Below are 16,252 nucleotides of genomic sequence, written 5' to 3'. Positions count from 1 at the left end.
TTATCGGCGCATGCGACAATACCCCTCGCAATAGGCGTCCAGTTGCCTTCTGCAGCAGCACTTCAGCTGGGGACAAAGGAAGCGTTTCCAAGCTCCCAACACGCAACTTTATCTGCCTACAACTGGCCAGGCAGCCCAACGGGCTGCCATGACAGGCTGATACCCCGCGCCCAGGATTGGCGCAATTGATCACAATGACATTTGAAGAACTGAATCTGGCTCCGGCCATTCTCAAGGCCGTACAAGAGCAGGGTTACGAAAAACCCACCCCCATTCAGGCGCAAGCCATTCCGCTGGTTCTCGCAGGTCACGACCTGCTGGCAGGTGCCCAGACAGGTACCGGCAAGACGGCAGCTTTTACGCTACCCATGCTGCAGCGCCTGGCAACTGGCACAGCGCCCAAGAATCGATTTGGCGGCAAGGGCATTCGCACGCTGGTGCTGACTCCCACCCGCGAGCTGGCCGCTCAGGTTGAAGAAAACTTGCGCAGCTACGCCAAATACATGGATATCAATTCCACAGTCATCTTCGGTGGCGTTGGCATGAAGCCACAGATTGCCCGTATCGAAAAAGGCGTGGACGTTCTGGTCGCCACTCCCGGCCGTCTGCTGGATCTGGCAGGCCAGGGTTTCATGGACCTGTCTACTGTCGAGATGCTGATTCTGGACGAAGCCGACCGCATGCTGGACATGGGCTTTATCCACGACGTCAAGAAGGTGCTGGCACTGGTGCCCAAGGACAAGCAAAGCCTGCTGTTCTCTGCCACTTTCAGCGATGAAATCCGTGATCTGGCCAACGGTCTGCTGCGCAACCCGAAGTCCATTCAGGTAACACCCAGCAACACGACAGTGCAGCGCATCAAGCAGGTGATCCACCCCGTGGGTCGCGGCAAGAAGAAGCAGGTTCTGCTGCACATCATTCAGGAAAACAACTGGAGCCAGGTGCTGGTTTTCACCCGCACCAAGTTTGGCGCCAACAACGTTGCCGAGTACCTGACCAAGAATGGCGTCTCTGCCATGGCCCTGCACGGCAACAAGAGCCAAAGCGCCCGTACTCAAGCCCTCGAAGGCTTCAAGACCGGCGAACTGCGTGCGCTGGTAGCTACTGATATTGCAGCACGTGGCATCGACATCGACGAATTGCCCAACGTGGTCAACTACGAGATTCCTAACATCTCGGAAGACTACGTGCACCGCATCGGCCGTACTGGCCGCGCCGGTCGCGAAGGCAATGCCGTGAGCCTTGTCTGCATGGACGAAGAAGGCTTCATGATGGACATCGAACGCTTTACCAAGCAAGAGATTCCAGTGGCGCTGGTTGAAGGCTTTGGCCCCGAAGAAGGCGAAGTGGCTGAACCCATCGCCATGGGTCGCCAAACTCTGTGGGGCGGTGCAGGCAAGCCGCCTAGCCGCGATGTCATGCAGGCTGCTGCCAAGGCTGCTCGCCAAGAAATGATGGATCGCATCCGCACCAACAAGGCCCCCAACGGTGGCCGTGGTGGTGCTCGCCGTCCCTCAGCGGACGGCCAGGGCGAGGCCGAAGGCGAAGCCCAGCAACGCCCTGCACGCCAGAACAAACCGCGCAGCAACAGCCGCTTCGGCAGCCCACGCCCTCAAGGCCAGCAAGGCGCAGAACGCAGCAATGGCCGCAATTCGGACCGCGGTTTTGACCGCCACTCCGAGCGTGGTGCTGAGCGCGGCTCTGATCGTAACCAGCAACAAGGCCAGCCACAATTTGGCCAAGGCGAGCGCGCACCCCGCCCTTACAACAACGACCAGCCGCGCGCACCCAAGCGCAACGACTCTCGCCAGTTTGGTGACCGCGAACGCGGCGGCCGGTATGACGACCAGCCCCCACGCGCTGATGCACACCTCGGCACTCAGCAAGGTCATGCTCGCAACAATAGCTCGCGCGGCAGCAATGGCGGCCAGCCTGATCCTATGCGCACCAGCGTAGACAGCATGGCCGACCGCGGTCGCCGTGGTGGCTTTGGCGGTGGTAACCGTGGTGGCTTCGGCGGCGGCAACGGCGGTGGCGGCAATCGCGGCGGTAACCGCGGTGGCTTTGGCGGCGGTTACGGCCGCTAACCCACCGACGCAGCTGAAGGCGTGAAGACGCCGTCAAAGCAATTCACCCCTCACCAAGGGCTGCAATAGCAAATATTGCAGCCCTTTTGTTTTTTCTGGGCTCGGCAGCGCTACGCGCTGACAGCAGATCGCAAGCCAGTCGGCCTAACATCCAATCTGGATGTGCGAAGCTTGAGGTTTCGCGCTTGGCGTGCTCTTTTTTATTGGCGTTGAACTTATGACATTTCTAACCAAGCCCGTTTTCTCCGAAGCCAAGCGACTTCAGCCTGTCTGGACTCATCGCATGCTCAAGCTTACGACCGTGGGCTCGGCAATGTTGCTGACGGCCTGCGCCAATGTGCAGTTACCTCCGTGGGCGGGCACGTCAAACAGTTCACCGACAAAAACAAGCCAGCCAAGCACCAGCGCGGCCTCAACACCTGCAGCGCAACCGGCCGTTAGTCGCCCCATCGCATCTGCTCCACAACTCGCAGCGCTCCCCTACAACCCCGCAATCGAGTCTCTCTTTCCAGATCCAACAGCCCTCTACGCCACGCCGGGCCTGGGTTCAAATCGGCAACAGTTCAGCACACATACAGAAATCGCCACTTTGCTGCAATCGCTGGGCGGCAAAGCTGGCAGCGGTTACCAACTTGGCGCGGCAGCCATCGGCACATCTCAGCGCGGACTGCCAATTCAGGCTCTGATTGCAACGCAAGGCCAAAGCACGCAAGCCATGACCATTAACAACAATGGCAAGCCCACTGTGCTACTTGTCGGAGGTCAGCGTGGAGATGAGCCTGCCAGTACTGAGGCCTTGCTCGCTATCGCAAGCGAACTAGGCCAAGGCGGCCTGCTCGCACCCTTGCTGCAGCAAATCAACATCATCATCGTGCCGCGCGCCAATCCTGATGCAGCAGACACGGCCAGCCCCGTGACAGCGGACGGCACCGATCTCACGCACGACCACCTGCTTTTAAACACCCCTGAAGCACAGGCACTCGCCCGCCTGATGCGCAACTACCGGCCAGCAGCCGTCATCGACCTACAGGAATTTGCTGCTGGCGGTGCTTTTCTGCAGAAATTTCAGGCCGTACAGCGGTATGACGTACTGCTGCAACCCGCCGCCACCGCCAATACGCACGAGTTCATCAACAAAGCTGCACGCGAGTGGTTCAGCCAGCCTGTACGCTCAGCCCTCAATCAGGCAGAGCTCAGCAATGAATGGTTCTTTCAGCCCAGTGCTCAACCGGGTGACAAATCGCTCTCCATGGCCGGCCTTGGCGCAGACACGTTAATCAACGCCAGCAGCCTCAAAAATTCGGCCGCTCTGCTTATCGCCAGCCGCGGCTCCGACTTAGGCCGCATGCATATCCAGCGTCGCGTGCACAGCCTTGTGATCGCCGCCACTGCCTCGCTGAGAGCAACTGCTGAAAAATCGCAGAACTTGAAACAGGTTGAATCCTTTGTGTCCCGCGACATATCGGCTCTGGCTTGCCGAAACACGCTCGCTATTCAGTCCATCCAAACGCCTGAGCAACACAGCATTCGCATGTTGCAAGCAGACTCGGGGCAAGAGGTCGAAGCGCGCGTGGACTGGAATTCATCCCTGCGCATCAAGCCTGAACAAACACGTCCACGCCCCTGCGGCTACTGGCTGTCCTCAGACTCAGGCAGAGCGGTAGATCGCCTTCGTCTGCAAGGCGTGCAAGTCATGCAAATTGCAGAACCTGGCCAAATGCTCGCCGACAGCTACAACGCAGCTCGCAGCGGCAGCAGCTCGCTGGTACTGACACGCGGAGCCATCGACACCCCAGTGGGCAGCTACTACATTACCCTCAACCAAGCAAAAGCCCATCTGGCCACCGCCGCACTGGAGCCAGACACACCGTTCAGCTATGTCAGCAAGAGCTTGATCACATCGCCAGCAGACATAGGCCGAGTCGTCGCGCCGCCTTCGGTCGTATTTGAAGAAGAAATGGAATAAAAACAGCAGTCAAGTCGAAGAATTTACTCGCAACAGCATCGAACTCTGCAAAACCACTGCTCCAAAACACAAAAGCCGCTCATGCAAAGCATGAGCGGCTTTTTCAGTGGTCTGCCCGACAGGGATCGAACCTGTGACCCACAGCTTAGAAGGCTGTTGCTCTATCCAACTGAGCTACGGGCAGTCTGATTGTGAAACAACCCAGCGTGCGCTGGGTTGTTTGTAGGTGGACTGGCGGGAATTGAATCTCCCTTTGAAACCCGCATAAATCAAAGACTTTGCGAATTTTTTTGCCTTTGTGTTCCCCATGTTGTTCCCCCGCTGGCCCATATTTAAGGCTGGATTGGGTTGGAACACATAGGACATGTACGTGCTGGTGGATTATTGCACATGCACAGCACAAAACGGCAAAAAAAGAGGGCGCAACACGGATTTGAAATCCATGACCGAGCCTGTGATGTCGCGGTCAAAATTTCCGGTATCAATCCAACGTTGATGCCAATGGAGCCAGATAGTAACGCCTTGGCCTTGAGGGCGTGGATTCGACGATTTAGTAACGCGCGTATTAGGCAAACCTTTCAGGTTCGGTCGCCTTTAGTCACTAATTGGAAAATTTTGCACTATCCTGTCGTGCTTTACCAATCATCCAACTGATCCCATTCCATGCCCCAAAATAGCAGCGAAAGCGGAATCCTGACGATCAAGGAAGTCGCCGAGTACTTGAAGGTCACTGAGCGGACGATCTACAGACTCGCGGCTGCCAAGAAAATACCGGCCTTCAAGGTCGGCGGGACATGGCGCTTTCGGGCAACGGACATCGACGGCTGGATAGCCGACCAGTCGAAGAAGGCGGAGGGAACCGATTGATCTCCGCCTACCACGCCAAGTACTACGCCCACGAGCTGACGCGGCGACACGCCGCCGATGGCGTTGATCGCCTCTCCCAATCGCTGTTCGATGCCAGCGTCGATTTGAACCCGCATCAAATCGAGGCGGCGCTGTTCGCCCTTCGGAACCCATTGCAGGAAGGCGTACTGCTGGCTGACGAGGTGGGGCTGGGCAAGACCATCGAAGCAGCGCTGGTGGTTTGCCAGTACTGGGCTGAGCGCCGCCGTCGGCTCTTGGTCATCTGCCCGGCGAGCCTGCGCAAGCAATGGGCGCAGGAGCTGCACGACAAGTTCGCCGTGCCCACCACCGTGGTGGATGCCGTTTCTCTGCGCAAGCAGTCCGCTGGCGACATGCTCGCCACCCTGCAGCGGCAGGTTGGCAAGGCGGTCGTCATCATGTCCTATCAGTTTGCCGCCAAGCTGGAAGCCGAGCTGCGTGCAGTTCCTTGGGATGTAGTGGTCATCGACGAAGCGCACAAGCTGCGCAACGCGCACCGCGCCAGCAACCGCACCGGGCAGGCGCTCAAGCGCGCACTGCAGGGCCGCAAGAAGCTGCTACTCACCGCCACGCCCCTGCAGAACTCGCTGATGGAGCTGTACGGACTGTCGACGCTGATTGACGAGCACATGTTCGGCGACGAAACCGCCTTCCGCAAGCAATTCATGAACAGCGGGACGGGCCTGGACGAGCTGCGTGAGCGTCTTGCCAGTTTCGCCAAACGCACACTGCGCCGCGACGTGCTGGAGTACATCAAGTACACCGAGCGCAAGGCCCTCACCCAGCCGTTCAACCCCACCGACGACGAGCAGGCGCTGTACGAGCGCATCTCGGCCTTTCTGCAAAAGGAAGACTCCTACGCCCTACCCAAGCAGCAGCGCCACCTCACAGCACTGATCTTGCGCAAGCTGCTGGCCTCCAGTTCGCACGCCGTCGCTGCCACGTTGGTCAACATCCGCGAGCGCCTGCAGCACCTGCTCACGGCAGACCAGAGCGAAAACATCGCGGAAGATGACGGCAGCCGACTAGTCGAACAGCTCATTGTCGAGGACGACCTGGAACAGGACTATCTCGAAGAGGAAGCTAGCGAGGCTGACGAAGACGTCGAAGCCCATACGCCCGCGCCAGTCGAAGAAGGTAAGCCGGGCGCTGCAAAAGATGCCCAGGCCGTCCGAGCCGCGATCACCGCCGAGATCGAGGAACTGACTGCATTCGTCGATGCCGCCCAAGCGCTGCAAACCGACACCAAAGCGCAGGCGCTACTGAAGGCGCTCGGCTTGGGCTTTGGCAAGATGGCCGAGCTACGTGCGCCACGCAAAGCCATCATCTTTACCGAATCCAAACGCACGCAGGAATACCTGCACCGCTTTCTCTCGGCCAACGGCCACGCGGGCAAGTTGGTGTTGTTCAGTGGCACCAACACCCACGAGGAATCAACCGCCATCTACCAGCGCTGGCTGGAAGAGTACAAAAGCACGGATCGCGTCACCGGCTCGCCGCAGGTGGATCGCCGCACTGCGCTGATCGACCACTTCCGCAAAGACGACGGCACCGGTGCGGAAATCATGATCGCCACCGAAGCGGCTGCCGAGGGCGTCAACCTGCAGTTCTGCGCGCTGATCATCAACTACGACTTGCCGTGGAACCCGCAGCGCGTCGAGCAACGCATTGGCCGCTGCCACCGCTACGGTCAGCGTTTCGATGTGGTGGTCATCAACTTCCTCAACACCCGCAACCAGGCCGACCAGCGCGTGCTGGAACTGCTCACCGAGAAGTTCAACCTGTTCTCGGGCGTGTTTGGCGCCAGCGACGAAGTGCTGGGCCGCATTGAAGGCGGCCTCGACTTCGAGAAACGCATCCTCCAGATCTACGACACCTGCCGCCAGCCCGAGCAAATCGAAGCCGCCTTCAATGCGCTGCAAGCGGAGCTGGAAGAAGTCATTGCCGACCGCATTAAAGACACCCAGTCCCAACTTCTGGAGAACTTTGATGAGGACGTTCACGACCGCCTCAAACTGCGTCTTCAAGACGCCGAAGCGCGGCTCGACAAGCTGGGGCGCTGGTTCTGGGGTGTCACCTGCTTTGCATTGGACGGCCGCGCGCGCTTCGACGAGCAGTCCTATGCGTTCTCTCTGAGCACGCCGCCAACTGGAATCGTTCAACTAGCACCAGTGGGCCGCTACCAGCTCATTCGTGGTGCGGCACAGCCGGACATGCTGGCGCACGCCTACCGCCTCAGCCACCCGCTGGGGGAATGGAGCATTGATGCCAGCCTGAACGCGGCTACGCCCGTCGCCACCTTGAAGCTCGACTACGGCAAACACGGCGCACGGGTCTCCGTCATCGAGAGACTGCGCGGCATGTCCGGCTGGCTGACGCTGGCCCGGCTGGAGGTCACCGCATTCGAGACTACCGAGGCGCTGCTGTTCTCCGGCCTCACTGACGATGGTCAGGTGCTGGATCAGGAAACCTGCGAAAAGCTGATGGCCATTCCAGCAGCAGGAAAAACGACTCCTTTGAGCACCACCGTGCCCGAGGCCTTGCTGGCTAACAGCCAGCGCGCGGTCGCCGCCACCGTTGCCCAGGTGCTGGAAGCCAACCAGCGCCTCTTCAATGAAGAGCGCGACAAGCTGGAACGCTGGGCCGACGATAAGCTGCTGGCCGCAGAGGAAGCCCTGAAGAACACCAAGGCGCGCATCGCACAGTTGAAGCGCGACGCCCGCAAGGCCGCCACATTGCAGGAGCAAGACGGCATCCAGCGCGAGCTGGCGGAGCTGGAGCGCAAGCAACGCCGTCTGCGGCAAGAAATTTTCGCCGTCGAGGACGAGATCATCGCCAAGCGCGACGAATTGATTGCCTCGCTCCAGCAGCGCCTGCAAGAAAAAACAAGTAACGAGACCCTGTTCAGCGTGCGTTGGCAGGTGCTCTAACCCAATCCAAGTATTCCTAGAAATTCGCAACCCATGACCAGTCAACACAATCCAAAGTTTCAAGAGCTCGTCGCCAAGCTGCGAGAGATCTTTCAAATTGATAAGCCTGAGCTGGATTTTGGTATCTACCGGATCCTTAATGCCCGCGCTGGCGAGATCAATGACTACCTGCAAAATCGGCTGACCGAAAAGGTGAAGGTTGCCCTCTCTGCAGGCAGCGCCGAAAGCAGCAAGCAACTGCAGGCCGAATTGCAGGAGGCCGAGAAGAACGCCCAAGCCTTGGGAGTGAGCCCCGATGCGGTACCCAAGGTGCAGGAACTACGCGTCAAGCTGCAAGATGCCACCGCAGGCAGCAGCGAACACGAAAACGCCGTGTTCTCACACCTGCTTGCCTTTTTCTCCCGCTACTACAAAGACGGTGACTTCATCAGCCAGCGCCGCTACAAGGGCGACACCTACGCCATCCCCTACGCGGGCGAGGAGGTGATGCTTCACTGGGCCAACAAGGATCAGTACTACACCAAGAGCGGCGAGAACTTCAGCAATTACAGCCTCAAGCTCGAAGACGGTCGCACGGTGCATTTCCGCCTCGCCGCCGCCGACACCGCCAAAGACAACCGCAAGGACAACGACAAGGAACGTCGATTTGCCCTGGTAGCTGCCAAGACCGTTACCCGCGTGGATGAAAACGGCGACGAGGTCGAAGAAGAACTGGTGCCAGTGGAGGAAGCTTCGGGCAGTGACGGCAATAAGGAGCTGATCATCCGCTTCGAGTACGCCGCCCAGCCCAAAGGCACCAAGCAGGAGGCGCTGGTCACCAAGGCCGTAGAGGCGGTACTCGCGGACCCCGCCGTCAAGGCCCGCTGGCTGGCCCTGGGCAGCCGCGCGCCGACCGAGAAGAATCCGCAGCGCACCCTGCTGGAAAAGCACCTGAGCGACTACACCACCAAGAACACGGCGGACTACTTCATCCACAAGGATCTGGGTGGGTTCCTGCGCCGTGAGCTGGACTTCTATATCAAGAACGAAGTCATGCATCTGGATGATGTGCAGAACGCGGGCGCGTTCGCGGACATCGAAAAGAACCTGCGCATGATCCAGTGCTTGCGCGGCATCGCGCTGGAGCTGATCACTTTCTTGGCCCAGTTGGAGGACTTCCAAAAGAAGCTGTGGCTGAAAAAGAAGTTCGTGGTTTCCAGCCACTACTGCATCACGTTGGATCGGGTGCCGGGAGCGCTATGGGCGGAGGTGGCGGCGAACGAGCAGCAGTGGGCGCGGTGGAAACAGCTGGGCGTTTGGGATGGCGATGGGGCTGGTACGGTGGATGACTTGAAGGGTGCGCCGTATCGAATGGTGGATACGAGTCTGTTTTTGGCTGATTTCACATCCCGTTTACTGAATCAAGTGGCCGATTTAGACGAAACAACAAATGGCATTCTCGTACACGGCGACAACTTTCAAGGGCTCTCTCTTCTTCAAACGAAATACAAGAGCGAAGTTAACTGCATTTACATCGACCCCCCATACAACACAGATGCAACCGTAATTGAATATAAAAATGGCTACAGGGACTCAAGTTGGCTTTCTTTGATTTCTTCTCGCTTGCCTGCCGGCAAGAGTCTTCTTCGAGAAGAGGGTGTTCATATATTGACAATTGATGACTACGAACACTCGGCCGTGAGGCAACTCTTGGATATTGAGTTCGGATCAGAAAATTTCCTGGCAACAGCTGTAATAAGAAACAACCCATCCGGAAGATCAACTGTTAAGGGATTTTCTGTGAACCATGAGTTCGCAATTTTTCATGGTGCCAACGCGGAAAAATCCAGTGTCGGGAGGCTAGAGCATAACGCTGAGCAAAAAGGAAGATACGACCTAATCGATGAAGTTGGACCGTACGAGTGGGAGAACTTTAGAAAAAGCAGCGCAGGATCAGATAGAGCCAGTCGGCCAAAGCAGTTTTATCCGATCTATGTCAACAAAAATACCTTGTCGCTAAGGATTCCTGAAATTAGGTGGATCGACGAAATTACTGCGTATGACGTTTTGGATCAACCTGAATCGACTGAACTTATCGTTTATCCGGTTGATGGCAGCGGTACAGAAAAGGTTTGGCGCTGGGGGCTGGAAAGAGCAAGAAAAGACTCGAATACTCTTATAGCAAAGTGGAACAAGGACGATACACGCCTTGAAGTTTACGGGCGCAAGTATCTAAATCAAGAGGGGTTGCTCCCAAGAACCTGGTGGGACAAACCTGATTACTCAGCCCGAGACAATGGGACCAGATTGCTGCGAGATATGTTCGAATCTAATGTGCCATTCGATTTTCCAAAAGCTTTAAATGCAGTTATTGACAGCATAAAAATTGGATGCACAGCACCTTACGGCATCGTACTCGACTACTTTGGTGGAAGCGGAACTACGGCTCATGCTGCTATCGAATTGCGACGAACCGCCAAAATGGCAGGCAAAGACTACGGCGTTAAATTTATTCTCATCGAACAAGGAGAGTATTTTGATTCGGTAACGAAATCGCGAGCAATCAAAGCCACTTATTCTTCGAAGTGGAAAGATGGTAAGCCGACAGAACCACAATCTGGTGTTTCCAATTGCTTCAAGGTCATCAAACTCGAAAGCTACGAAGACACCCTGAACAACCTGCAACTGCGCCGTACGTCCGCGCAGGGCGATCTGCTGAACACCCTGCCACAGCAGGCCAAGGACGACTACCTGCTCAATTACGTGCTGGACGTGGAGAGTCGTGGCTCGCTGTTGTCGGTGGAGGATTTCAAGAAACCCTTCGACTACACCCTCAACGTAGCCGTGAATTCGGCGGGCGCGTACGAAGCACGGAAAGTCGATCTGGTTGAAACCTTCAACTACCTGATCGGCCTGCGCGTGATGCATATCGACATGCAGCCCGCACGCGGCTTTGTCACCGTCAACGGCACGCTGCCCAGTGGTGAACGCTGCCTGGTGCTTTGGCGGGATTGCGATGTGTTGGATTACGAAGGCATCAGCAAACTTTGTGACAAGCTGGCCATTAACCCGGCGGACAACGAGTTCGATGTGGTCTACATCAACGGCGACCACAACATTCCAACCGTGCTGACGCAGACGGCCGAGGAAGGTGGTGCCACCCGCGTCCTAAAGCTGCGCCAGATTGAGCCGGAGTTTTTGCAGCGCATGTTTGATGTGGAGGATGTGTAATGGCTGATTTTGGAAAGCTTGGTATTCAGCAGCGGGAGCCCGAGCCGGCGCGGATCAAGTCTGTCACCATTGAGGGTTTCCGTAGCCTGCGCAGTATCCAGAATCTGGAGTTACCGCAGCTTGCCGTATTGATTGGGGCCAACGGGGCTGGAAAATCTACGTTGATCCGATTTTTCGAGATGTTGAGCTGGATGCTCAAATCGAAAAGCCTGCAGGAGTTCGTGCTGCGCCAGGGCGGGGGAGACGATCAGTTTTTCATGGGCGCGCGCAATACACCGCGTATTCATGCCAAGCTGTGCCTTGAAACTAGGTCTGGACTCAACGACTATCGTTTTGACTTGGCGCATGTATCGGGTGGGGATTCGGTCATTGTGATGAACGAAGCCTATCGCTATGCACCACGCGTGCTTCAGACGGAAGCGGGCTGGACGGAGGTTGGTGCAGTGGGTAAAGAATCGGCACTATTGGACAAAAAGGATAAAACCGCCAGAACCGTCGTCAACCTTTTGCGGCAGTGTTCTACCTATCAGTTTCATGACACATCTCCCAACTCGGCCATCCACAACCGCTGGGATATCACCGAATCTTTTCGTTTACGCTCGGACGGAGGCAATCTTGCCGCAGTCTTACTGAATTTGCGCAACACGGATGGCAAACGCTATGAACTGATCGTCAAACAGATTCGCCGTGTGCTGCCTGCCTTCAAAAATTTTGTGTTGGAGGAAGAAGCTGGCAAGGTGCTGCTGCGCTGGGTAGGCAATCAAAGCGACAAGGTATTTGGCTCACATCTGACCTCGGATGGTTCGCTACGCCTGTTTTGTCTGCTGACTTTGCTGAACATGCCGCCGGAGCGTTTGCCGGATGTGATGCTGTTCGATGAACCTGAGCTGGGCCTGCATCCCCATGCGGTTAGCTTGGTGGCTGAGATGTTCAAGCGCCTGTCCAAAAAACGGCAGATCTTCCTAGCTACACAGTCTCCGTACTTGGTAGATTGTTTCGAGCTGGAGAACATCATCATTGCCAGTGCCAACCATGGCGAAACCTTGCTGCGCAATCTGCCGCGCGAGCAGTACCAGGAATGGCTGGACGATGAGTATCAACTGTCCGACATCTGGTTGAAGCAGGTGGTGGGAGGGATGGAATGATCCGGGTCTGCATTGTTTGTGAAGGACAGACCGAAGTTGAATTTGTCAAAAACTGCCTGGCACCATACCTGTTGAGCCATGAGGTGCTGGCTTTTCCATCGCTACTTCAGTCGCCATCAGGCAACCATCGGGGTGGTCGTGTCACGGTGGAGCGCTTGGTGAAGTTCATCTCACACCAATACCACCAGACCGACCGCATCACCACGCTAGTGGATTTCTACGGTTTTCAGGACGGGAGCGGGCGCAGCCGTGCTCAACTGGAAGATGATATCCGTGCAGGCATTGCCGCCTCAACCGCTGGGTATGACGCGCGTTTTGTTTTGCCCTATGTGCAGATGTATGAATTTGAAGGGCTGCTGTTTACCGACCCTGATGCGTTTGAGTGGGTTGAGGATGGGTGGAGCGAACAAAGCCGCGCGGCACTGACGCAAGTACGGCAAGCCTTTGCATCGCCTGAAGACATCAACAACAGCCGCGAGACGGCACCGTCGAAGCGGATTTTGTCGATTTTCGAGAAGGGCTCATATTCCAAGACGGAGCATGGGCCGTTGATTGCCGAGGCAATTGGTGTTGATGCAATACGGGCGCAATGTCCGCAGTTTGATGCCTGGCTGATGCAGCTTCAGGCCTGGGGAAATTGAGATGGCGCGCGTAACGAAGACTACAAAAAACAAGAAGCGCAGCTTCCATCAAGAGTTGGTGCTCAATCGCTGGGTGCTGGGTTTCTTTCAGGGCGGTACGCTGGCGGCACTCAAGATGCGCTTGGGCGATGACCGCTTCGAGGGCATCGACGAGGACGGCCAGACCAAGTTCTTCCACGAACTGATCCGAGGCTTGTTCGATCCCAACAAGGTTCCCGAGGCTGACCTGCGGCGCTACGACTTAAACGTCGTCGCCCACTGGCAGGCCATCACCGCCCAGCGCAACAAGCTGGAAGGCCACGAGCTGCAGATGAAGTACTTCCAGTACCTCTCGCTGCTGTTCAGTGAGCTATATCTGGACTGGTACTTTAACCACCGGCAGGACTTGCTCAATGGCCTGAACGAGGAAATGACGCGCTACCGCGCCGAAACGGGCGCGGAGCCGTTCCGCGATTTCGAAGCAGACGACCTAAACAAGATCGCCTTCTGGAATGCCACCGGCAGCGGCAAGACCCTGCTGCTGCACGTCAACATCCGCCAGTACCTGCATTACTTCCAAGTGGGACGCAGCGATCACTTTCCCGACAAGATTATCCTGCTCACGCCCAACGAAGGCTTGAGCCGCCAGCACTTGGAAGAGCTGCACCTGTCCGGCTTCGGATTCTCGCAGTTCTTCAACAAGGCCCAGTCACCCGCGCGCGGCACCATTGAAATCATCGACATCAACAAGCTGGGCGATGAGATGGGCGACAAGACCGTCGCCGTGGATGCCTTCGAGGGCCACAACCTGGTGCTGGTGGACGAAGGCCACCGTGGTACGGGCACGGCGGCGGGCGCGTGGATGGCGCGGCGCGATGCGCTGGTGCGAGGCGGTTTTGCCTTCGAGTACTCGGCCACCTTCGGACAGGCAGTGGCCAAGGGCATGACCGTGGTGGCGGCGGAAGACGACATCCAAAAGAAGCGCGCCAAGATGCTGTTCAATACCACCAGCCTGCGCAGTCTGGACGACGGGCAGAAGGCGCAATTGGCTCTATCGACAGAAGACAAGCGTCGCGCGCGCATCACCGCTACGCGTGAGATTTACGCCAAATGCATCCTGTTCGACTACTCGTACAAATTCTTCTATGAGGACGGCTACGGCAAGGAGTCGCTGATCCTCAACATGAACGGCGAGGCCTACGAGCAAGCGGACAACGCGCGCAAGTATTTCACAGCCTGCCTGCTCGCCTACTACCAGCAGCTCTGGCTGTGGAGCACGCACCGCGACAAACTCACCGACTTCAACATTGAGAAGCCACTCTGGGTTTTCGTAGGCAACACAGTGTCAGGCGAGGGGTCGGACATTTTGGAAGTGGTGAACTTCCTTGCCGACTTCCTGAACAGCGAAGCGCAGATCAAAAGCTGGCTGACCGACATGATTGCGGACAAGGCGCAGATTTTGGACGCCAAGGGCAACAACATCTTCAGCGGGCGTTTCACGCCCCTGATGGGCTTCGGAGGGCGCGTGGATGATCTGTATGCCGACATCCTGCTGCGAGTGTTCAATGCCTCGGGCCGCCAGCGATTGAAACTGGTCAACATCAAGAGCAGCAAGGGTGAGCTGGCGTTGCGTGTGGGCGATGCAGAGCCCTTCGGCCTTATCAACATCGGGGACGACGCAGGCTTCTTCGGGATGGCGGAGGACGCGGAGGCCTTTGACAGCGAACGTGACGACTTCGGCGGCGCACTGTTCGGCACGCTGAACAACAAGGACAGTCGTCTCAATGTACTAATCGGCTCGCGCAAATTCACGGAAGGCTGGAGCAGTTGGCGTGTGTCCACGATGGGGCTGCTGAACATGGGCCAGGGCGAAGGCTCGCAGATCATCCAGTTGTTCGGACGCGGGGTGCGCCTCAAGGGCAAGGGCTTCTCACTCAAGCGCACCTTGCCGCAGGACCGGCCCAAGGGCGTGCATCTGGACAAGCTGGAGGCGCTGAATATCTTCGGCGTGCGCGCCAGCTACATGGCCGCGTTCAAGGACTACCTCCGCGAGGAAGGCATTACGCCCAGCGACGAAGTGCTGGAGCTGGACTTCCCGACGAGAGCCAACCTGCCCAAGGGCAAACTCAAGACGCTTGCGTTGAAGGACGGTTACAAGGATAACCAAAAGCTGGGTTTCAAGCGCACGCACTTCCCGTGGCTGTACGAAATTCCGGCGCAGTTCCAAGACAAGATCAAGTCGCCGCATGTTGTGCTCGATCTGTACCCGCGTGTCGAAGCGCTGTCCAGCAAGGACAAGGGCGCAGCCCATACGACGGAAACCCGCAACAAGGGCAAGCTGAATCAGACGCTGTTCCCTGCTTTCAATTGGGATCGCGTCTATCTGGCGCTGCAGGATTACAAGCTGCAGCGCAGCTGGAGCAATCTGCGGTTGGAACAGCAGAAGCTTATTGACTTCTGCGCGGGTGCGCAGGATTGGTACACGCTGTTCATCCCGGCGGCGGAGCTGAACGTGACGACCTTCGCCGACATCCGCAAGCAGGAAAACATCTTGCTGCGACTACTGACGGATTACACCGATCGCTTCTACAAGGCCTTGAAGACGGGCTACGAAGGCCAGTTCTACGACATCACTCACATCGATGAAAACCACGGGTCGATGCTCAAGCTGTATCAGTTCGAGATCGAGAACAGCGATGACGGTCTGGAGTATCAGGCGAAGCTGGAAGCGCTGAAGAATCTGGTGGCGGACGGCAAGATTGGAGAGGCCAGCAAGTGGAACGCGCCACACATGGTCGCCATCAGCTTTGACCGGCACTTGTTCTACCCATTGTTCAGCTTTGATCAGGATGGGGATAAAGATCTCGTTCCTTTGAAGCTAAAGCCTTTGGGCCTTGGCGCACCGAGCGAAGTGACCTTTGTCCGTGATCTCGAAGCGTTCTACAACTCCAGCGAAGGCAAGGAAGCGATTGGCCCGCGCAGTCTGTACCTGCTGCGCAATGCAGACCGTGAAGGGAAGGGGCTTGGCTTCGCATTGGCAGGCAACTTTTATCCTGACTTCTTGCTGTGGCTGGTAGACGACGTCAGCGGCAAGCAGTGGTTGACCTTTGTCGATCCCAAGGGGCTGCGCAATCTCGATCTGTCTCATCCCAAGCTAGGGCTGTACAAGGAGGTGAAGACTCTGGAGACAACGCTGGCAGCACAGACCAAAACGGGCGAAGCGCCGCTGGTCTTGAATGCCTTCGTTCTCTCGCCGACGAAGTTCACCGACTTACTTAACGTGGGCGACCCGACAAAGAAGGCCGATTTGGAAAGCCGCAATGTGCTGTTCATGGAGGATGGTGCCAGCGCCTACTTGAAGAAATTGTTCCAGGTGCTGGTCTAAGCGATCGCTAGTTCCCAGCTTTGT

The 16,252-nt window shown here is 57.1% G+C and carries 8 protein-coding genes and 1 tRNA gene; 8 read left to right on the top strand and 1 reads right to left on the bottom strand.

What is annotated here, in order from left to right:
* Positions 1-194 precede the first annotated feature (194 nt).
* Positions 195-2,087, top strand: a complete 1,893-nt coding sequence (locus HF327_RS19645) for a DEAD/DEAH box helicase (RefSeq protein WP_198462066.1) — start codon at positions 195-197, stop codon at positions 2,085-2,087.
* Between the two features lie 217 nt (positions 2,088-2,304).
* Positions 2,305-4,053: a M14 family zinc carboxypeptidase gene (locus tag HF327_RS19640; protein ID WP_198462065.1), complete on the top strand. Its 1,749-nt coding sequence runs from the start codon at positions 2,305-2,307 to the stop codon at positions 4,051-4,053.
* Positions 4,054-4,160: 107 nt separating this feature from the next.
* Here HF327_RS19640 and HF327_RS19635 read toward each other — a convergent pair.
* Positions 4,161-4,237: transfer RNA gene (locus tag HF327_RS19635), tRNA-Arg, on the bottom strand.
* Between the two features lie 479 nt (positions 4,238-4,716).
* Here HF327_RS19635 and mads1 point away from each other — a divergent pair.
* Genes mads1 through HF327_RS19605 form a run of 6 tightly spaced genes read left to right on the top strand, consistent with a single transcriptional unit; the run spans position 4,717 to position 16,228 of the window.
* Entirely contained in the window at positions 4,717-4,920 is a 204-nt protein-coding gene (gene mads1, locus HF327_RS19630) for a methylation-associated defense system helix-turn-helix domain-containing protein MAD1 (protein WP_198462064.1), read from the top strand.
* Positions 4,917-7,868 carry an SNF2-related protein gene (locus HF327_RS19625; protein ID WP_198462063.1) on the top strand — a complete coding sequence of 984 codons (2,952 nt, stop codon included), beginning with the start codon at positions 4,917-4,919 and terminating at the stop codon, positions 7,866-7,868. Before mads1 ends, HF327_RS19625 begins: the two co-directional genes overlap by 4 nt.
* A 33-nt stretch (positions 7,869-7,901) precedes the next feature.
* Positions 7,902-11,078 carry a site-specific DNA-methyltransferase gene (locus tag HF327_RS19620; RefSeq protein WP_198462062.1) on the top strand — a complete coding sequence of 1,059 codons (3,177 nt, stop codon included), beginning with the start codon at positions 7,902-7,904 and terminating at the stop codon, positions 11,076-11,078.
* Complete coding sequence (locus tag HF327_RS19615) at positions 11,078-12,223, top strand: AAA family ATPase (protein WP_198462061.1); 1,146 nt, start codon at positions 11,078-11,080, stop codon at positions 12,221-12,223. The genes HF327_RS19620 and HF327_RS19615 overlap by 1 nt, the downstream gene beginning before the upstream one ends.
* Positions 12,220-12,864, top strand: coding sequence for a DUF4276 family protein (locus HF327_RS19610; RefSeq protein WP_198462060.1), 645 nt, complete (start codon positions 12,220-12,222; stop codon positions 12,862-12,864). Before HF327_RS19615 ends, HF327_RS19610 begins: the two co-directional genes overlap by 4 nt.
* 1 nt (position 12,865) lies before the next feature.
* Positions 12,866-16,228: a DEAD/DEAH box helicase family protein gene (locus tag HF327_RS19605; RefSeq protein ID WP_236024302.1), complete on the top strand. Its 3,363-nt coding sequence runs from the start codon at positions 12,866-12,868 to the stop codon at positions 16,226-16,228.
* The last annotated feature ends 24 nt before the right edge of the window (positions 16,229-16,252 follow it).

The sequence above is a fragment of the Comamonas suwonensis genome, from assembly GCF_012844455.2.
Classification (GTDB): Bacteria; Pseudomonadota; Gammaproteobacteria; order Burkholderiales; family Burkholderiaceae_C; genus Comamonas; species Comamonas suwonensis.
Note: the sequence above shows the minus strand (reverse complement) of the source record. Positions and strands in the feature narration are given on the sequence as shown.